The organism is Synechococcus sp. UW105 (assembly GCF_900473935.1).
GTDB lineage: Bacteria > Cyanobacteriota > Cyanobacteriia > PCC-6307 > Cyanobiaceae > Synechococcus_C.
This window is the reverse complement of sequence record NZ_UCNN01000028.1, coordinates 15,322-34,087: the sequence shown is the minus strand read 5'-3', so window position 1 is coordinate 34,087 and position 18,766 is coordinate 15,322. Positions and strand designations below refer to the sequence as shown.

22 protein-coding genes, 1 tRNA gene and 1 pseudogene are annotated in these 18,766 nt (G+C 60.0%); 13 read left to right on the top strand and 11 right to left on the bottom strand.

What is annotated here, in order from left to right; genetic code table 11:
- Positions 1-24: 24 nt before the first annotated feature.
- On the bottom strand, positions 25-300 hold the full coding sequence (locus DXY16_RS12150) for an HU family DNA-binding protein (RefSeq protein WP_006043393.1): 276 nt from the start codon (positions 298-300) through the stop codon (positions 25-27).
- Between the two features lie 132 nt (positions 301-432).
- Entirely contained in the window at positions 433-1,113 is a 681-nt protein-coding gene (locus DXY16_RS12145) for an MBL fold metallo-hydrolase (protein ID WP_115121433.1), read from the bottom strand.
- A 118-nt stretch (positions 1,114-1,231) separates the two neighbouring features.
- Between DXY16_RS12145 and DXY16_RS12140 the strand changes: the two genes are divergently transcribed.
- Positions 1,232-3,265, top strand: a complete 2,034-nt coding sequence (locus DXY16_RS12140; protein ID WP_115121432.1) for a glycogen-debranching protein — start codon at positions 1,232-1,234, stop codon at positions 3,263-3,265.
- A gap of 88 nt (positions 3,266-3,353) precedes the next feature.
- Here the strand turns inward: DXY16_RS12140 and DXY16_RS12135 are convergent.
- A tRNA-Gly gene (locus tag DXY16_RS12135) sits at positions 3,354-3,424 on the bottom strand.
- Positions 3,425-3,554: 130 nt separating this feature from the next.
- Here DXY16_RS12135 and DXY16_RS12130 point away from each other — a divergent pair.
- From DXY16_RS12130 to plsY, 5 genes are read left to right on the top strand one after another with little or no spacing between them, the layout of a single operon-like run.
- Positions 3,555-4,871 carry an MFS transporter gene (locus DXY16_RS12130; protein ID WP_115121443.1) on the top strand — a complete coding sequence of 439 codons (1,317 nt, stop codon included), beginning with the start codon at positions 3,555-3,557 and terminating at the stop codon, positions 4,869-4,871.
- 16 nt (positions 4,872-4,887) lie between these two features.
- The gene (locus DXY16_RS12125) at positions 4,888-5,634 is read left to right on the top strand and encodes an ABC transporter permease (RefSeq protein WP_115121431.1); all 747 of its coding nucleotides are present in this window, start codon (positions 4,888-4,890) and stop codon (positions 5,632-5,634) included.
- 25 nt (positions 5,635-5,659) lie between these two features.
- A complete protein-coding gene (locus DXY16_RS12120; protein WP_115121430.1) occupies positions 5,660-6,082 on the top strand; it encodes a DUF3119 family protein in 423 nt (140 codons plus the stop codon).
- 8 nt (positions 6,083-6,090) lie between these two features.
- Positions 6,091-7,176, top strand: a complete 1,086-nt coding sequence (locus DXY16_RS12115; protein WP_115121429.1) for a DUF3086 domain-containing protein — start codon at positions 6,091-6,093, stop codon at positions 7,174-7,176.
- Positions 7,176-7,775 carry a glycerol-3-phosphate 1-O-acyltransferase PlsY gene (gene plsY, locus DXY16_RS12110; protein WP_115121428.1) on the top strand — a complete coding sequence of 200 codons (600 nt, stop codon included), beginning with the start codon at positions 7,176-7,178 and terminating at the stop codon, positions 7,773-7,775. Before DXY16_RS12115 ends, plsY begins: the two co-directional genes overlap by 1 nt.
- A gap of 213 nt (positions 7,776-7,988) precedes the next feature.
- Here the strand turns inward: plsY and pyrF are convergent, their stop codons facing one another.
- Positions 7,989-8,720, bottom strand: coding sequence for an orotidine-5'-phosphate decarboxylase (gene pyrF, locus DXY16_RS12105; RefSeq protein WP_115121442.1), 732 nt, complete (start codon positions 8,718-8,720; stop codon positions 7,989-7,991).
- A 230-nt stretch (positions 8,721-8,950) separates the two neighbouring features.
- Between pyrF and DXY16_RS15390 the strand changes: the two are divergent.
- Positions 8,951-9,193: pseudogene (locus DXY16_RS15390) on the top strand (aldehyde dehydrogenase family protein); the annotation flags it as partial.
- 114 nt (positions 9,194-9,307) lie between these two features.
- On the opposite strand, the gene tyrS reads toward DXY16_RS15390, so the two are convergent.
- Positions 9,308-10,555, bottom strand: a complete 1,248-nt coding sequence (gene tyrS / locus DXY16_RS12095) for a tyrosine--tRNA ligase (protein ID WP_115121426.1) — start codon at positions 10,553-10,555, stop codon at positions 9,308-9,310.
- A gap of 58 nt (positions 10,556-10,613) precedes the next feature.
- Complete coding sequence (locus DXY16_RS12090; protein WP_115019452.1) at positions 10,614-10,940, bottom strand: DUF1825 family protein; 327 nt, start codon at positions 10,938-10,940, stop codon at positions 10,614-10,616.
- Positions 10,941-11,056: 116 nt separating this feature from the next.
- Between DXY16_RS12090 and DXY16_RS12085 the strand changes: the two genes are divergently transcribed.
- The 6 genes from DXY16_RS12085 to DXY16_RS12060 all read left to right on the top strand — a co-directional run bounded on the left by DXY16_RS12085 (position 11,057) and on the right by DXY16_RS12060 (position 15,282).
- Complete coding sequence (locus tag DXY16_RS12085; protein ID WP_115121425.1) at positions 11,057-11,821, top strand: response regulator transcription factor; 765 nt, start codon at positions 11,057-11,059, stop codon at positions 11,819-11,821.
- Positions 11,822-11,896: 75 nt separating this feature from the next.
- Positions 11,897-12,190, top strand: a complete 294-nt coding sequence (locus DXY16_RS12080; protein WP_137007093.1) for a hypothetical protein — start codon at positions 11,897-11,899, stop codon at positions 12,188-12,190.
- A gap of 47 nt (positions 12,191-12,237) precedes the next feature.
- Positions 12,238-12,819 carry a hypothetical protein gene (locus DXY16_RS12075; RefSeq protein ID WP_115121441.1) on the top strand — a complete coding sequence of 194 codons (582 nt, stop codon included), beginning with the start codon at positions 12,238-12,240 and terminating at the stop codon, positions 12,817-12,819.
- A gap of 2 nt (positions 12,820-12,821) precedes the next feature.
- On the top strand, positions 12,822-13,457 hold the full coding sequence (locus DXY16_RS12070) for a GIY-YIG nuclease family protein (RefSeq protein ID WP_170953950.1): 636 nt from the start codon (positions 12,822-12,824) through the stop codon (positions 13,455-13,457).
- A gap of 61 nt (positions 13,458-13,518) precedes the next feature.
- Positions 13,519-15,006 carry a leucyl aminopeptidase gene (locus tag DXY16_RS12065; protein ID WP_115121423.1) on the top strand — a complete coding sequence of 496 codons (1,488 nt, stop codon included), beginning with the start codon at positions 13,519-13,521 and terminating at the stop codon, positions 15,004-15,006.
- A 27-nt stretch (positions 15,007-15,033) separates the two neighbouring features.
- Positions 15,034-15,282: a hypothetical protein gene (locus DXY16_RS12060; RefSeq protein WP_115121422.1), complete on the top strand. Its 249-nt coding sequence runs from the start codon at positions 15,034-15,036 to the stop codon at positions 15,280-15,282.
- A gap of 2 nt (positions 15,283-15,284) precedes the next feature.
- Here the strand turns inward: DXY16_RS12060 and DXY16_RS15210 are convergent, their stop codons facing one another.
- The 5 genes from DXY16_RS15210 to fabZ form a co-directional block, all read right to left on the bottom strand.
- Complete coding sequence (locus DXY16_RS15210) at positions 15,285-15,497, bottom strand: hypothetical protein (protein ID WP_115121421.1); 213 nt, start codon at positions 15,495-15,497, stop codon at positions 15,285-15,287.
- Between the two features lie 164 nt (positions 15,498-15,661).
- On the bottom strand, positions 15,662-16,309 hold the full coding sequence (gene msrA, locus DXY16_RS12050) for a peptide-methionine (S)-S-oxide reductase MsrA (RefSeq protein ID WP_115121420.1): 648 nt from the start codon (positions 16,307-16,309) through the stop codon (positions 15,662-15,664).
- Positions 16,306-17,484, bottom strand: a complete 1,179-nt coding sequence (gene lpxB / locus DXY16_RS12045) for a lipid-A-disaccharide synthase (protein ID WP_115121419.1) — start codon at positions 17,482-17,484, stop codon at positions 16,306-16,308. Before lpxB ends, msrA begins: the two co-directional genes overlap by 4 nt.
- The gene (gene lpxA / locus DXY16_RS12040; protein WP_115121418.1) at positions 17,484-18,329 is read right to left on the bottom strand and encodes an acyl-ACP--UDP-N-acetylglucosamine O-acyltransferase; all 846 of its coding nucleotides are present in this window, start codon (positions 18,327-18,329) and stop codon (positions 17,484-17,486) included. Before lpxA ends, lpxB begins: the two co-directional genes overlap by 1 nt.
- A gap of 5 nt (positions 18,330-18,334) precedes the next feature.
- Positions 18,335-18,763, bottom strand: a complete 429-nt coding sequence (gene fabZ / locus DXY16_RS12035; RefSeq protein ID WP_115121439.1) for a 3-hydroxyacyl-ACP dehydratase FabZ — start codon at positions 18,761-18,763, stop codon at positions 18,335-18,337.
- Positions 18,764-18,766: the final 3 nt, after the last annotated feature.

Below are 18,766 nucleotides of genomic sequence, written 5' to 3'. Positions count from 1 at the left end.
GAGGCGGAGCAATGATCATCTGAATCAGCCCTGGACGCGATCCTTGAACATCTTGCCGGCTGTGAAAGCAGGCACGCGTTTCGCGGGGATCTTGATCTTTTCGCCGGTCTTGGGGTTCAGGCCCTGACGAGCAGAGCGCTCGCGAGGCTCAAACGAACCGAAGCCGAGGATCGACACCTTTTTGCCTTCAACGACGGAATCGATGATGGTCTCAATGGCGGCATCCACCACTAGGGAGACATCGGTCTTGGTGAGCTCAGTGCGAGCAGCGACGAGATTGACGAGGTCAGCTTTGTTCATGGAAAGGGAGTGAGTTGCGGAAGCGGCTGATTGACGATGCGGAGGTCGACATCCGCTAGGGCTTCCCTGAGCGCGCCAATCGTATGGAGGCTGAGCCGTTGGGGCAAGCGAAATGTCTGATGCAGCAATGCTTTACGTCGGAGTCTCCTGATGGGGCGCTTGATGAAAGCCATCAGCCCATGCGCTCCAAGGCGCCAAGCGCTCACCACGAAGCGCGCCAAGCCCTGCGCCAGAAGCCAGTGATGGCAATGGATCTGAGCCAACCCAATCACGTAGACGTTCCAGGCTGCGCTGCTGGCGAGGCCAGTGAAATGTGCGTCGATGCTGCAATCCGGCCAGAACCCCTACTGCCACAGGCACCAGCAGACGTCCGCAGAACAACACGTTCCAAGGGGCCGGTGCATGCACCACACAGCTGCCCGGAGTGGGCCCTGGCGTCCAGAGCAGACGAAGGCCCGAGGCCGTGCGGTGGGTCTGTGCAAATGTTTCCAAGGGATCAACCCCAGGCAGCAAATAGGCCTCCTGCTCCTGCACCAGCACTGGCCAGCCCAGGCGTTCCTGCAAGCGCCGCACCCGGCCATGCCCTTCCCTGTTCGTGAGCAACAGCCTGGGGATCCTTCCAGCGGCAAGCCTCTCCAGCGCTTGAAGCGTCGCCTCAGTCAGGGGAGGGCAATCGATCAGAACCGGTTCCGGTACACAGTCAAGCCACCAAGAGGACCCTCCAAGGCAGTCGCGGTTTGGCGGAAACAGCCAAAGATCCTCTCGAATCTGTTGAGGCGGTCGGCCTTGTTCCAAAGAAGAAGTCAGTGTCATGACATGGTCACTGGGGCCGCAACCTTCAGTGTGGGCACCCCTCTAGCTTGTGGACAGTTCGTCCTGCGTTCCGCGGGCAGGATCATTGGCCACGATCCACCGCGGTACCCCCTGGCCGATGGGCAGTTCGATCACGCCAAGGGGCGTGAACTTCTCACTGGCCGCACCGACCGCCAACCGGGTGGAGCTGCTGCTCTTCACCGATGCTGATGCTGCTCAAGCTGAGCGGATTATCGAGCTTGACAGCAACCATCGTTCTGGTGACTACTGGCACGTGGAGGTGGAAGGACTCGAAGCCGGATGTTGCTATGGCTATCGCGTGTTTGGCCCCCTACAGCCAGGGGGGCATGGATTTCTGCCCGCAAAGGTCCTGCTCGACCCCTGTGCCCGAGCGATCGCCGGATGGAACGTGTACCGGCGTGGTGCAGCCACAGGCGCCTCCCCTAATACGGATGCCTGCCTAAAGGCTGTGGTGTGCGAACGCGACAGGTTCGATTTTGACGCCCACCCCCGGCCCCGCCACAGCTGGACCAGCAGCGTCATCTACGAGCTGCATGTGGGAAGCTTCACGCGCCGGGACGACTCAGGCGTTGAGCCCTCACAGAGGGGCACCCTGCGCGGGCTGATCACCAAGCTCCCCTACCTAGCGAATCTGGGGGTCACAGCGATCGAACTCCTGCCGATCCAGGCCTTTGATCTCCAGGACGCGCCACCAGGCCGAGACAACGTTTGGGGATATAGCCCCCTGAGCTGGTTTGCACCACATCAAGGTTTCATCGAAGGCGATGATCCGCTCTCGGCCCGGCTCCAGGTACGCGAACTGGTAGCCGCCTGCCATGACGCCGGCATTGAAGTGCTACTTGACGTCGTCTACAACCACACCACCGAAGGCAACCATCAAGGCCCGACCTTGAGCTGGCGCGGAATTGCCGACAAGCTCTACTACCACCAAAGTGCCAAAGGCGACTATCAGGATGTCAGCGGCTGTGGCAACAGCATTGCCGCCAATCGCCCCTTGGTGCGACAGCTCATCCTGGAATCAATGCGTTGCTGGGCCCTTGAGCTAGGCATCGATGGATTCCGATTCGATCTGGGCATTGCCCTCAGCCGCGGCGAGAACCTCAAACCACTCGACCGTCCGCCTCTGTTTGAAGCCATTGATGCCGATCCGCACCTGAGCGACTTGAAGCTCGTGAGCGAACCCTGGGACTGCGGCGGGCTTTATCGCCTCAGTGATTTTCCTGCCAAGCGGATCGGAGCCTGGAACGGCCGTTTTCGAGACGACCTGCGCGGCTTCTGGAAAGGCGATGAGAACAGCACTTGGAAGCTGGGTCAGCGCCTGCGCGGCAGCCCAGATCTCAACGACGGTAAGCCGCTCAAACTTGATCGCTCTGTGAATTTCATCACCGCCCACGACGGCTTCACCCTGGCAGACCTGGTCAGCTTCAACCGAAAACACAACCTGGCCAATGGCGAAGACAACCGCGACGGAGAGAACCACAACAGCAGCTGGAACCATGGAGTAGAGGGGCCCTGCACCGACCTGGCCGTTCAGGCCCTGCGCCGTCGGCAGCAACGCAACCTGCTCACAAGCCTGCTGCTCAGCCGTGGCGTCCCGATGCTCCTGATGGGCGACGAAGTGGGACGCAGCCAAGGCGGCAACAACAACACCTGGTGCCAGGACAGCCCACTGAGTTGGATGACCTGGCGGCAGGATCAATGTGATCAAGACCTGTTCTGCTTCCTTCAGCGGCTGCTGCACGCGAGACGGGAACTGACAGACCTCCTCAACTCAGAAACAGCCATCAGCGAAATTGCGCCGAAGTGCGGAGAGGAACCAGATCGACTCTGGCGCCAGTGGCATGGGGTGGAACTGCAAAAACCCGACTGGGCCAGCTGGTCACACTGCCTGGCCACCAGCCTTCATCAAGGCGAACGGGGTGCGGTGCTGTGGGTGGGCTTCAACAGCTATTTCAAGGCCATGCATTTCGACCTGCCACCAGCCGCCTCAGCCTGGCATCGCCTGATCGACACTGCCCTTCCCCCAGGTCAAGACCTACCCGAACACCCTGAACCTTGGAGCCCGAACAGCGTGCCCCTCGAAAGCCGCAGCATGGTGGTGATGGTGGCAAAGGAATGGCTGCCCAACTGATCGGCATTGGGCCAGATGCCAGTGTTCATTTCCAATCAGGCAGTTCGGCACCCGATCCAAGGCGCAATCTTTAAAAGGAGCCTTTGGAAGCGGGCGGCGGGAATCGAACCCGCATCATCAGCTTGGAAGGCTGAGGTTTTACCACTAAACTACGCCCGCACTGGTACAAACCAACTGGTCAGAAGTTGACCCAGTTGACTGAGTACCAAAGCATTATGACCATGCGCCGTCCACTGTTCGCCGCTTGACCCGCTCTGACACGCTTCCCGGAGGCAGTCGCCGCCGTCTGATGGTGGCCTACGGCCTCGGCGATGCCGGCACAGGGCTTGCCGCCACCGTGCTTGGCTTCTATCTCTTTCCGTTCTTCACTTGTGCTGCTGGGCTACCAGCCTTGATCGCTGGCTCTCTGTTCACGGTGATCAAGGTCTGGGATGCGATCAACGATCCTCTGATTGGCTGGATGAGTGATCACACCCGCAGCCGTTGGGGTCCTCGTTTGCCCTGGATGCTCGGAGCAGCATTGCCGCTCGGCATCAGCCTTGCAGCGATGTGGTGGGTACCGGAAGGAAGCGTCAGCGAGCGCACCATCTACTACGTGGTGATGGCCATCCTGCTCATGACCACTTACACCAGTGTCAACCTGCCCTATGCAGCGCTGTCCACTGAGTTAACACCCGATACAGCGATCCGCACCCGGCTCAATGCAGCCCGTTTCACCGGCTCGATTATTGCCGGCCTCAGCGGGCTCATAGTCGGTGCCATGGTACTCAGCAACGGCTCTGAGGGTTACCTGGTCATGGGGCGCATCACCGGATCAGTAGCCGCCACCGCCACCCTGGCCTGCTGCTGGGGCCTTGCCCCCTTCGCCAAACGAGCCCAGCGACCAAGCGGCGATAGCGAACCAGTCCTGCAACAACTGGGGCGAATTCGCTCCAATCCACGCTTCCTGATGGTGCTCGGGCTCTACCTACTGCTCTGGTTTGCCCTTCAACTGATGCAAGTGGTGGCCCTGATGTGGCTGGTACAGGTGATTCACGTACCCTCCGGAATCGCCACCTGGATTTTGCTTCCCTTCCAGATCAGTGCCCTAGTAGGTCTTCAGGTCTGGAGCCTGGTCTCGAACCGGCGCGGCCGCTTGGTCGCCCTGCGATGGGGAGGGGGGATCTGGATTGCCGCCTGTCTGCTTTCGATGCTGTTTTCGCCTTTGGCCGCCGGCATCAGCGGCCTTGGTCTGGCCCCACTGATCGGATTGATCATGCTGGTGGGCTTCGGCGCCTCGACGGCCTACCTGATCCCCTGGTCGCTTCTGCCCGACGCCATCGATGCCGACCCTTCACACCCTGCCGGCATGTACACCGCTTGGATGGTGCTGGTCCAAAAGCTGATCATCGGTCTAAGCATGTCGTTGTTCGGCGGACTTCTCGCCCTGACTGGCTACATCTCCAGCCAGGAATGCAACAGTGCCCTCACGTTCATCGAACAACCAGAGACAGCCCTGCTTGCCATCCGTCTCTGCATGGGCTTGATTCCAGCTGTAATGGTGGCTCTTGGCCTCGTCCTGATGCGACGCTGGCCTGACAGAGGCGCCCACCTCCAGTACCCGTGACACGCGGCCACCACCGATGAGAGCCCCCCGCTGGTTACGACGCTTGGGCAGCAGCTTGCTGATCGGTGGTCAGGCCGTTTCCGCCACCGCTCGCGGCCGGATCAACACAATCGACCTGTTTGATCAGCTGATGGAGGCCGGTCCTGGCAGCTTTTTAATCGTGCTGATCACTGGAGTAGCCGCAGGCTCGGTCTTCAATATTCAGGTCGCCGCCGAACTCAGCAGCATGGGGGCAGGCTCGACCGTGGGTGGTGTGCTGGCGATCGGCCTGGCGCGGGAGATCGCACCCCTGCTCACCGCCACGCTGCTCACCGGAAAAGTAGCCACCGCCTACGCAGCCCAGCTCGGCACGATGAAGGTGACCGAACAGATCGATGCGATCACCATGTTGCGGACCGACCCAGTGGAATACCTGGTGGTTCCCCGCTTGATCGCCATGGTGGTGATGGCCCCCGTGCAGTGCCTGCTGTTCTTCGCGGTTGCTGTCTGGAGCGGCCAAGTCACCAGCACAGAGTTTTACAGCATTCCTCCGGAAGTGTTCTGGAACTCGGTGCGCACTTGGCTGCAGCCAGATGACCTCCCTTTCATGCTGATCAAAGCTGTTGTATTCGGCCTGCAAATCGCTGTGCTGTCTTGTGGCTGGGGCCTCACGACGTCTGGTGGACCGAAGGAAGTCGGCACCAGCACCACTGGCTCAGTGGTGATGATCCTCGTCACGGTGGCCCTGATGGATGTGCTGCTCACCCAACTCCTTTTCGGTTGACGCGAACGCGTCATTTGTCTGATCCATGCCCAACCCAAGCCCCGACCAAACCAGCGGCGTGAGCATTGCTCCGAGCCCGCGTCTACCGCTAGTCATTCTGCTGCTCGGTCCAGGCCTACTACCCCTGCCGCTCCACCCCTGGCCCACCCTGATCAACAGCCTGATTGGCCTGGCCCTGCTTGTGCAGAGCTACAGCCTGCGCCTGGATTTTCAAGACAGTGCTCTGATCGTGTGGCGGGGTGAACAGCAACTTCGCAACTTCCCATATGAAGACTGGATCAGCTGGCGAGTGTTCTGGCCGGGATTCCCCACCGTTCTTTATTTCCGGGAATCCAAAAGCCCACATCTGATCCCAGTGATCTTTAACGCCGAGCAACTACAGGAGCAATTACGCACGCGAGTTGGCAATCTGGAACACAACGCCCCCCCAAGCAGCGATCCGTCCTGAACCGTTCCATGGCTGACGAACTCCAGAGCAAGGGCATCGGCGACAGCAACGACGCCGCGCCGGGCAACACCTCCGAAACAGCTGCAGCTGAGAGCACTGCAGCGGAAAACACCGCCGATGAAAGCACTGCCGCTGAATCTGCTCGATCCGAGAGCAACAAAGACGCCGGTTCCAATCCAGCATCCCCTGCCTCGGGAGGGTCGAGTCAGACGGTTCCAGGACCCGAATCCCCTAGTTGGCAGACGCTCGCCACCGCAGAGCTCGTCGAGCGACGCGACACGCTCCAGAAAGAGATCCAGGAATTAAGCCAACGCAAGCAGCAGTTAGAGCAAGACCTGCGCCAGTCCTTCGCTGGACAGTCGGATGCAATCGCACGACGGGTGAAAGGGTTCCAGGAGTATCTGGGCGGTGCCCTTCAGGACTTGGCCCAATCGGTGGAAAGTCTGGAGCTGGTCGTGCAACCGATGGTGGTACAGCCGTCCCCTCTCGATCATCAGAACAGCAACAGCAATGAACCATCTGTTGAGAACGTTCCAACCCCAGCCATTGCCGACACGTTCAAACCCGATGAAGAGCTGATCCGTGCAAGCCTGCAGGGCTTCCTTGAGCAGCCTGACTTCTACGCAGGTCCCTGGAAACTTCGGCGCAGCCTCGATAGCAGCGATGTGGCCCTACTCGAAGACTGGTTCTTCAACCAGGGAGGTCGAGGTGCCCAAGCCAGCAGAGGCAGTCGTCCCCGCAATGTTCTTTTGGCCTCCGGTCTGATCGCGATCATCGGTGAGCTCTATGGCGATCAGTTTCAGACCCTGGTCCTGGCTGGACAGCCAGAACGACTCGGGGACTGGCGACGTGGTCTGCAGGATTGCCTCGGGCTCGGCCGCGAGGACTTCGGTCCTAACAGTGGCATCGTGCTGTTCGATCGCGCTGATGCCCTGGTGGAACGGGCCGATCGCCTGGAAGAACGCGGTGAGGTGCCCCTGATCCTGATCGATGCCGCAGAACGCGCTGTGGACATCCCTGTGCTTCAGTTCCCCCTCTGGCTGGCCTTCGCTGCCCAGCCAGAGGAATTACTCATCGACGACGACCTGCTCTGATGGCCCTCCTCTCCCTGCTTCTGGGCTACCTGCTTGGCTCGATTCCCAGCGGCTATCTGGCCGGACGCTGGTGCAAGGGTCTGGACCTACGTGAACTCGGCTCCGGCTCCACGGGTGCCACCAATGTGCTTCGCCAGGTCGGTAAAGGTCCTGCCCTGGTGGTGTTTGTGATTGATGTGGGCAAAGGCGCCGCCGCTGTGGTTCTGGCCAGCGCGATCACCCAAGGCCATACGTTTGGCGACTGGGTGGAGGTGATGGCGGGGCTGACGGCACTAACAGGTCATATCTGGCCGGTGTGGCTTGGCTTCAAAGGTGGCAAAGCAGTGGCCACAGGCTTCGGGATGTTCCTTGGACTGGCCTGGCCAGTGGGCCTGGCCTGTTTCGGGGTCTTCCTTGCGACCTTGTCGCTTTCCAGGATGGTGTCGCTCTCCAGTGTGGTCGGAGCCATCAGTCTGCCGCTACTGATGGCAGCCGGTGATGGCAGCAACGCTGATCTAACGGTGGCACTTCTGGCGATGGCCCTGGTGATCTGGCGTCACCGCAGCAACCTGCAGCGAATCATGGCTGGCACCGAGCCACGCCTGGGCCAGAAAGACTGACGCCTCGAGAAGAGGGCCTGCTGCGCGCAAACCGCAGCAGCGATACCGCCGGTCCACGCGGTTGACAGCCAAGATCTTGGGATTGCCGTCCTCACCAATGCGCGTGACAACCCCGTGATTGATCCTGAGATCTCGCAAGCTCCAGAGAGTTTGACCAGGTCACGGATCGGCAGCGAACACCACTGGCTAACGGCTCGGCTGCCGAGGGAAGGCTCAGGCCGCCAGTTCCTGGCAGCAATGCGCGAATGCTGCGTTGGGATCGGCCGCCTTGGTGATTGGCCGGCCAATCACCAGCTGGGAGGATCCCGCAGCCATTGCCTCGGCAGGCCCCATCACCCGGGCCTGATCACCGGAGACGCTGCCCGCTGGACGGATCCCAGGCGTGACCAACGCAAATGGCTCAGCGTGCGCGGCACGCAAGCTGGCCACCTCCAGAGGGGAGCACACACAACCGCCGATACCGGCTGCCTCTGCGAGCTGAGCCAAGGACGACACTCGCTCATCCATGCACTGGGTCAGAGCGAGTTCTCGTTGCATTCGCCACTCCTCCCAACTGGTGAGCACCGTCACTGCAAGCAGCGTTGGCTTTCGCCGACCGGCACTTTCAGCACCCTCTGACACCGCATCCTGCGCGGCTTGCAAGGCCACACTGCCAGCGCAGGCATGCACAGTGATCAACTCCGCTCCAAGCGCGGAGGCGCGTCGACAGGCACCGGCCATCGTTGCCGGGATGTCGTGGAACTTCAGATCCAAGAACACCCGCAGCCCCTGGTCGCACAACTGTGTCACCACCTCCGGCCCCGCCTGTACAAACAGCTCCAGACCTACCTTCACCCAGCGCAGCCCTTTCACCTGCCGACTCAAGGCGGTGGCCTGCTCGAGGCTCATGCCATCAAGGGCAACAATGATCCGATCGGCAGGATCAGCGGAGAGCAACGGGGCCAAGGCAACGCAGCGATCTCTCCCCATCCTGAAGGGTTCCCGTCAGACCACTAGTGCCCTGCCTTCGTTGATCGCAAGTGCCCCAGAGAATGCGACAGAACCTCGACCGCTCCAGGACTCTGCAGCAACCCTCACTCCAACAGGTGAACAGATGGAACATCGATCGACTCGCGATCCCATCACTCACAGGCCAAAGCCAGCATTAACCATGGGCCGCAAGACCCAAGAACAAAGGGTCTTGGTATCCGGCAACTGTGCCGGGAAATGTTCAATCAGTCACCCCATCATTCGAGGATAAAGTGTTCGAACCGGTGGTGAGTCTGAGACGAGATCAGAGCGAAGAACAGGCAGCCACCCTGTCAAGCGAGAGTCGCTTTGGCCTCGGCGCAGCCATCGTCACAGCGAACATTCGCAAGGCTCGCAACCTTGCAGAACAGAGAATTAAACCGGATCAAGGGCAATCAATACTTTCGTGAGAAGGAATCCACCTATTCCCTTCGATGGCTGAGAAGAGAGTGGCTTCAGCCGTGAACTTGGCGCACTAGGCATTCACGAATCACAAAAGCATTGTGTTTCCAACTTAAGCCTCGTTACCCAACCAAACGCCGGAACGTTTTCTTGCCGAGCTGCAACACCTTTCCTTCCAGCTCAGCGGCAGAAGCGAATTCTTGATTGGGGTCAGTGAGCTTCTCGCCCTCCAGGCGCGCGGCACCGCCTTTGATCTGGCGTCGGGCCTCGCTGCTACTGGCACAAATGCCCACAGCACTCAGCAAATAAAATGCTTTAGCGGGGAAATTCACCTCCGCCAACGACGCCTCAGGGACATCAGCACCGGCATCGCCGCCGCCACCCACCAGAGTGGCTGCATCCGCCTGAGCCTTCAGGGCAACCGCTTGGCCATAGCGACTGGCAGTCACGGCCAGAGCCATCACCTTTTGCTTCTCGCGCGGATTCTCCGGCAACGTCTCCAGATCCAGGTCCGTCAACAAGGTCACGTAGTCGTTGATGGCGGCATCGCCAACCTTCTCAAGCTTGGAATACATCGAGAGCGGGTCTTCTTCAAGACCGACGGTGTTGGCGAGGCTCTTGCTCATCTTCTGCACCCCATCAAGGCCGACGAGAATCGGAAGCAACATTCCGAACTGAGTGCGCTGATCGAAATGGCGCTGCAGATCACGCCCCATCGCCACATTGAATTTCTGATCGGTTCCTCCCAGCTCCACATCGGCATCAACCGCCACTGAGTCGTAACCCTGCAACAACGGATAGAGGAACTCATGCAGCGCAATCGGTGACCCGCTGCCATAGCGCTTCGAGAAGTCGTCTTTCGCCAACATCTGACCCACGGTGGCCGTACCCAGAAGAGCAATCACCTGAGGGAGGTCCAGCTCCTCCAGCCATTCACTGTTCCGACGGACTTCCAACCGTCCAGGGGTTTCAAAATCCAAGAGTGCACTGTCCTTGGGCTGCCCCTGACCAAGCTGCTTGAGATAGGTGGTGGCGTTCGCTTCCACCTGCTCCTTGGTGAGCTGAACTCGAGTGGTGCTTTTGCCGGTGGGATCTCCGATCCGCGCCGTGAAATCGCCGATGATCAGAACTGCCGTATGACCAGCATCCTGGAAGGCCCTCAACTTGCGGAACAGGATGCTGTGGCCGAGATGAATGTCGCTACCTGTGGGATCGATGCCCAACTTGATGCGCAACGGCCGATTGTGCTGCTCAGCATCCGCCAACCTGGCGGCTAAAGCCTGATCGGCATCAGCAGGGTCGCCTGCAGGGAACAGATCCGCCATGCCGCGGACCAGCCAGCTCGGCAGGGAATGCGGCGAAGACGACATAGGGGCCGGATCAGCGACGTGCAGTGCGGATCGTACGGGGGCCGCCGTCAGTCTTGGTTCAGGAAGGCGTTTGATCCAGCTGGCTCTTCATGCGCTCCAGCGTCTGATTCATCTGCTCAAACATCTGTTCAGGCGTGATCCCGAACTGGCCCAGCTGAGTGCGTAATTGCTCAACAGTGAGCTTGGCCTGGAAATCTTCCGACAGTTCGAAGCGCTTCATGAACACGCGGTAACGACTCATGAGCTCCTCCATGGTGTGGATGAACTTCTTTTTGCCCTCACGATCGAACTTGCCGTAGTCGGACCCGAGCTGCATCAGCTGCTGATAGTCGCTGAACAAGCGCTTGGCTTCCTCCTGGACGATTTCAGACTCAAAGAAAGCCATCGGTGCTCATGCGGCTTGAACAAATTCTGACCAATTCGACCGATCCTTAACAGTGCGGATCCACGCCCTCCCATCGCAGCCAAGATGCAGGGGGCCGTTCAATTGCTTGCGGTGCCGTGGACTTCACCAGCCAAATCCCACTGCTGCAGGAACGTCGTCGTCAAGGCCATGGTCTGCTGCGCAGAAGCCGCACCCTGATCGGCAGTCGAGATCGCGTCTTGCTGGCGTCTCTAGTGGGATGGATGGAGGGGGTGTCTCCCTTGGTGGGAGCAGCCACCACTGAAACTGAACTGCTGCTTCACGTCCGCCAGCACCATCCAGACCTTCTCATCTGCACCGACGGCCTGGAACAGGGTTCAGGTGTCAGCCTTCTGCGTCAAGCGCGTCATGAGCACCCCGCGATCAAGACCCTGCTGCTGGTGCAACGACCTCTCGTCCGCACGATCCTTGATGCCATTGACAGCGGCTGCGACGGTATCTGCGCCGCCGAACTCACCGGCAATGGTTCAGTGCACGCAGCACTCAACGCCATGGAAAGCGACAACCAATACATCGACCGTGTGGCAGCAGGCGTCCTCAGTCATGGCCGACTACGACGGAGCGCCAGCGGAGCCCCCCCAGGCTCCGCCACAGAACAGGCCACCGCAACCGGGCTGGCGCCCCTCAGCCTGCGTGAGGAAGACGTGCTCCATGGCCTCTGCAAGGGAATGACCAATCAAGACATTGCTGACGCGCTCACGGTCTCAATCGACACCGTGAAAAGCCATGTGAGCAGCGTGCTGCGCAAGTTGGATGTGAACGATCGCACCCAGGCCGTCGTGATGGCATTCCAGACAGGCCTGGTTGATCTACCCAGCAGTCCTCCTGCCTGGACCAACTGAGAGAGTGGCGCCTACGCGGGGGTTCGGCAATCAATGGTGGCTTTCGCAAGGGTGATGCAGAGCAGGCTCCCAGTGATGCTCGCTTCCCTGATCGTGATCAGCAGCGGCCCCAGCACAGCCCAGGGCGATCCCGATCCCAGCACGGTGCTGGTCACCGTGGCCCAAGCCAATGCCATCTGCCTAATCGAAACCGAGACCCTCCCCGCCGAGCAAGCCATGGCGATCGCCAAAGCCTTTCTCACCCAGCAAGGGATCACAGCCACCCGCAGCAATGCAGTGCAGCGCAACGAAGACTTCAACACCTTGATGCTGACTTATATCCAGCAGCGCGGCGGCTGCGAGCAGCTGGTCCAAGAGCTCAAACAGTGACGCCTGCCGGCTGCAGTCGTTAATGTCAGCCCACCCACATGAGCGTGATGGCCCGCGGTCACTGGTTGGATCCACTGGCCCGGAAAGTCCTCCAGGCAGTCGGAGAGTTACCACCCGACCCTCCGAATCAGGGGGCGAGCCCCAGCCCGGCACCGGTGACGCCATCGGTTCCGAGCTGGGTGATTGATGTGAATCGAGCCACCGCGGAGCATTGGCGGCAGCTACCTGGATGCAGTGAGGAGATGATCGATCTCTTGCTACGGCTCCAGCGGGGCGGCGTTCAGTTCAGCCAAGCCGACGATCTCTTTCAGTTGCTCGACCTGCCCGCCCATAAGGCTGAAGAGTGGCGACCCCATCTGATTTTTCACTGGTATGGCGATGCACCACCCCTCCCAGAGACCACCAACCTCGATCTGAATGCTGCCTCCGCCCAGGAACTCGAACAAAGCCTCGATTGGCCTGAACAACGCCTCACCCTGTTACTGAAGGAACGCATTCGCCGGCCTTTTCACAACCTGGCCGATCTACAAGAGCGGCTTTGCCTTCCCCCAGAAACCGTTGAACAACTGCTAGGCAAAGTACGGTTTGGCGACCGCCGCCCGGGTCCAAGCTTGCCTCCACGGCACTAAGCATGTCCGCACGCCAAGGTGATCTCTTTAGCGGAAGCGACGCCGCTGATCCGACGAATGATGGACACGGCCGTAAGGCGCAGCTCCCAGATCAACTGATCATCAGTGCCGTGGTTCTGCGCGACTGGCAGACGCGAATCCATCGACATCAGGCCCCCCTATTTGAACCCGGTCAAGCCAGAGCCGAGCAAGCGAGGCTTGTAGGGCTTTCGCACAAGACCAGCCGCGAACACAGCGCCTCTGATGACCCGCTCAGGCGCTTGAAGCCCCTGGTTTTGCGGCCCTTGCCCCTGAGCTTCTGGCGCTGGCCCAATAGCCCCCATCAGGGGGCGGCGATCTATTTAGTGATGGACCGACCCGCTCACCTATCGACGCCGATCCTGCTTTATGTGGGGGAGACCATCGCCGCTGACCGTCGATGGAAAGGCGAACACGACTGCAAGGCCTACCTGTCCGCCTATGGCGAAGCTCTCAGCAACGCCGGCCTCAGCTCCAGCCCCAGTATTCGCTTCTGGGGGGATGTCCCCAAGGCCACCATGGCCAGGCGAAGACTGGAACAGCAACTGATCCAGACGTGGCTGCCACCCTTCAACAAGGAGACCCGCGAACGTTGGGCTACGCCCTTCAATGCCGACTGACTTGAATGCCGACTGATGCGTTGTTCGCTCCGTAGCATCAGGGCCAAGACAATCCGATGTGATGAAGTTTTCCCATTCGCCAGCAACGTTGCAGACGTGGACAGGAAGCGTGTTGGCCGTGGGCGTGTTGGAAGGCGATCCCCAGGGTGTCGTGGCCCAGCTAGAAACCCGCTTTGAACGGAAGATCACCCCCTGGCTGGAGCAACGCAAATTCAGGGGTAAGACCGGTGAGGTCGCCAGCCTTCAGCTGCTCACCTCAGGCCTCTCAAGCCTTGTGATCGTGGGGGTAGGAGCCGCTGATGGCGTGAGCCTGCCTGTTCTGCGCCTTGCAGCCGCTAGTGCCACCAAGGCAAGCCTTGGCAATGGGGACAGCCTTGGCATGATCCTGCCCTGGGGTGAGCTTGGAGTCGCGGGTGCCACCGCCGTGGCAGAGGCCGTACGCCTTGCCTCGTTCAAAGATCAGCGCTTCCGCAGTGAACAGGAATCCCAAGAACTGCCCGAACGTGTGGAGCTGCTTGGCGCACTGCCGGCCGAGACCAACTCGGCATTAGCCACCGTGGCACCCGTCTGCGCTGGCGTGGAACTCGCCAGGGAGCTCGTGGCCGCCCCACCCAACAAGCTGACGCCAGAAGTGATGGCGGCCACTGCATCAACCATGGCCCAAGAGCATGGTCTTGAACTCCAGGTGCTGGAGCGCAGTGACTGCGAAGCTCTCAACATGGGTGCGTATCTGGCCGTCAGCCAGGGCTCGGACCTCGCCCCCAAGTTCATCCATCTCACCTACCGCGGAGAAGGGCCAATCCAGCGGCGGCTGGTCCTGGTAGGCAAGGGGCTCACCTTCGATTCAGGCGGCTACAACCTCAAGGTGGGTGCTGCCCAGATCCACATGATGAAGTACGACATGGGAGGCAGCGCCGCCGTGTTGGGGGCCATGCGCAGCATTGCCGAGCTGAAGCCCAAGGGCGTGGAGGTGCACATGATTGTGGCCTCCTGCGAAAACATGGTGAATGGATCCGCCGTTCACCCCGGAGACATTGTCACCGCCTCCAACGGCACCACAATCGAGATCAACAACACCGACGCGGAAGGGCGCTTAACCCTGGCTGATGCCCTCGTCTACGCCAGCAAACTCAAACCAGACGCAATCGTCGATCTCGCCACTCTCACCGGTGCCTGTGTGATCGCGCTCGGCGAGGAAATCGCGGGTTTATGGAGCCCTGACGACCAGCTGGCAACAGACCTCTGCAACGCTGCCGAACAGGCTGGAGAAGGCCTCTGGCGGATGCCCCTACAGAGCAGTTATCGCGAAGGGCTCAAATCGCTGCTGGCGGATCTCAAGAACACAGGGCCACGCCCCGGAGGCTCGATCACCGCTGCGCTGTTCTTAAAGGAGTTCGTCGATGCAGGCCTCCCCTGGGCCCATCTCGACATCGCGGGCACAGTCTGGAGCGACAAGGGACGTGGCTTTGACCCAGCCGGTGCAACTGGTTACGGGGTGCGGACGCTGGTGAATTGGATTGTGAGCAACGCCACAACCACCGCCAACTAAATTTCAGCAACAACGAAGCAAGCCCCCATGTCATCCAGCCCCTTCCGCTGGTACGTGAGAGCCCAACTAGGCATTCTTCTTCTTCCTGCTGGGCTGTGCCTGTTTGGAGAGGCTGTGAGCCGCCGGACTCTGCAGCTTGTAGGTGGCGATGGCGGCCCTTGGTGGTGGTACGGCACGCTCAGCCTGATCTTGATCAACGCCGGGGTAGGCCTGATGATCGAGAGTGGGCTTCTACGTGGCTATCCAAGCCGAAGACTGGATCAAGACCGGCCCTGAAATCAAGACGCAGCGGCCGTCATTGAACGTTGATCCGATTCGAGCCCCTGGGCAAAACGAAGATCACCAGGGCATTCCAACGAATGAATCTGCCAGCGTGCACGGTCAGTACAGGACGCGAGCACCCGATCGAGATCATCGGAAGCTTGCTTTGGAGATGGGTATGGCCCAACGTGCCGTGTCACCAGACCATCTCGAATGGTCAGCAGATACATACATCTCTCCCTCAATTCACATCATGATGGTAATAAACACCTCTGAGGGCAAAAAAGGGGGGAAACCCGCATCTTCACTGAGAAGTCACTGAGCAGGAGCCCATCGAGCCCTTCAGGTTTTCCTCATATTCTCCAATAAGAGCCCTGCATCAGTAGGTGATCGCTCACCTCCAGGGACTCCCCTGCCGGGCATTGTCGTTCCAAACCGCATCCAATCTGCGATCGCGGCCGCAGGCCCAGCGGTAGTAGTTGTACTGAATCGGATTGCGATCAGCGTAATTCTGGTGATAAGGCTCGGCGGACCAGAAACGCACAGCAGGACGGATCTGGACCTTGACCTTTTCGATCGAAACACCCAATTCCTTTGCGGCAGCCAAAGCGCTGACCTTGGCCTCCTCCTCCTGCGCTGGCCCAGCCGTGAAGATCACCGGTCGATAGGAATCACCCCGATCGCAAAACTGCCCTTCACCATCGAGAGGGTCGATATTGCGCCAGTACTGCCGCAAAAGCGTGGCATACGTGATCTGTCCGGGATCGAAGCGCACACGCACTGTCTCCTGGTGACCTGTGGTCTCGCCACTGACCTGCTGATAGGTGGGGTTGTTGACATGACCGCCGCTGTAACCGCTTTCAGCGGAGATCACACCGGGGAGCGTCTCCAAGTCATGCTCCAAACACCAAAAGCACCCGCCTGAAAGCACAGCCTCCTGTGTGGATCCGGCCCAGGCAGCAGGCACCGGCGCCAACAGGCCCACAAGCAGCAGAGCTCCTATCAGCACTCGCGACAGGAACACAGCAAACACTCTGGTCATTGCTGAATCGAATCGAGGATGGCCGATGCAGCCCGATCCGTCACTCCAGGGGTACCAAGCGTCTGCCTCAGCCGCCGATACCCATCAAGCATGCACTGACGGCACTGGTGATCTTCCAGCAAGGGCACGGCCTGAGCCATGAACTCGTCCACCGTGAACGAATCCTGCAGCAGCTCCGGGACTAGCCGTTCATCGAGCAGCAGATTCACGGGGGAGATGTGATCCACCTGAAAGCTCAGCAGATGGCGAGCCACCCAAGCCGTTAGGCGACTGACCTTGTAGCCCACCACTTGGGGCACCCCGTGCAAAGCCAACTCAATATTGACCGTGCCGGACTTACCGAGAGCCAGATCCGCGGCAGCAAACAGAGAGGGTTTCAGACCATCCGCCTCGGCCGCTGGAATCACACGCCCGCGCACTCCAGCGGCCTGCAGGGCATCAGCAAGGGGTTGCTCAAAGCGCTGAAGACCTGCCGGCACCATCACCGAAAGGGATGGATCCCTGGCCTGCAAGCGCGCAGCCACTTGAGCCAGGACCGGCATCAGGTAGCGAAGCTCCTGCGGCCGCGAGGCGGGCAGCAGCAACAGCAGACGTCCATCAGGATCCAACCCCAGGTGTCGACAAGCCTCGGTGCGATCAGGACGGGAAGCTGTCAGATCCAGCAGAGGGTGGCCAACCCACGTGACATCAGCGCCATGGGAGGCATAGAAGGACGCCTCCTCAGGGAAGATCGCCAAAATACGATCAGTGAACTGAAGCAGGCTGCTGGTGCCGTCGTCGTTCATGCGCCAGGCCCATTCCTGGGGGGCGATGTAATACGTGATCGGCACCTGGGGCAGCTTCCTACGCAGACGCTGTCCCAGGCGCACATTGGCCCCCATGTAATCAATCAGCACAACCGCATCTGGTGGACGTTCAAGCAGCTCACGGTTCACCCTGGCCTGCAGCTTCAGCGTCGGGATCACCAAAGGCAACGCTTCCCAAAGCCCGATAGCGCCCATCGGTGCAGTGTCCGCTAAAAGCTCCGCACCAGCAGCACGCATGCGTGGCCCTCCAAGGGCCAAGACCTCCAGCGATAGTCCTCGCAGAGCGGCCTGTCGGTGCAGAGCCTCTACGAGCAAGCCGCCCTGTAAATCACCGGAGACCTCGCCGGTGCTGATCAGCAGGCGCACCATCAGCGGCCTGCTGGTGGCATCGGGCCCCTGCGACCTTTGGAGATCGAACCCTCAAGGAACGTGCAGAGGTGGTCAGAAGCGGGCAACAGCTCATGGGCCTGAGCCAACCTCAATCCCTCTGAAATCACATGGTCAGAGCGATAGATCAACGACCAGATCTCCTGCAGCTGCTGCAGCTCACGGCCCTCATGCTGCTCTGCAAGTCCACTACGACGCAGGCCGACCCGGTTCAAACCCCTCACTCTGCCGGGATGGCCCTCCACCAGACAGTAAGGAGGCACATCGCGATCCACTCTGGTCATGCCGCCCACCATGGCCATGCGCCCGATATGCACGAACTGGTGAATGCCAAGGCAGCCACCGATCACTGCCCGGTCTTCAATCACCACATGGCCAGCCACCTGAATTGCATTCGACATCACAATCCCATTCCCAAGAATGCAGTGATGGCCAAGATGGCAATAGGCCATCAAAAGATTGCCATTACCAATCCTTGTCACCTCCCCCTCATCGGTTCCACGGTTGATGGTGACGCACTCCCGGATGGTGTTGTTGTCGCCGATGGCCACCTCCGTGAGGGCCCCTTTGTATTTGAGATCCTGAGGTTCCTGACCCAGGCAAGCGCCGGGGAAAATGCGGTTATGCCGTCCGATGGTCACCTTGCCGTCCAGCACGACATTCGGACCAATCCAGGTATGGGCACCAATGCATACCTGCGGACCCACCACCGCACCTGGACTGATGACCACTCCCTCAGCCAGCTCAGCCTTGGGGTCGACACAAGCAAGGGGATGGATCTGCACAGATCGGTCGTTAATGGTCGCTGGTGCTGCGTTCTCACTCATGGCCCTCAGTCCATCATCGAGAACATCAGGTCACCGGAACAGACCAGCTGACCATCCACCGTTGCTTCAGCCTTCACCTTGCCGAAACGCTTCCTCTTAATGCTCACCAACTCGCAGCTGATCCTTAACTGATCACCGGGAACCACCGGCCGGCGAAATCGCACACCATCGATGCCGGCAAACACGAAGAGCCCCTTGGGGAGATCAGGCATCTGTTTCACGATTAGACCACCCACCTGGGCCATCGCTTCAACGATCAGGACCCCAGGCATCAATGGCCGCTCCGGGAAATGTCCCTGGAACTGGGGCTCATTCAGGGTGATGTTCTTGATCGCCACCGCGCGCAACCCTGGCTCGTGCTCTAGCACGCGATCCACCAAGGCAAAGGGATAACGGTGCGGAAGCAGGCCCATGATCTGCTCACTGTTGAGCATCGG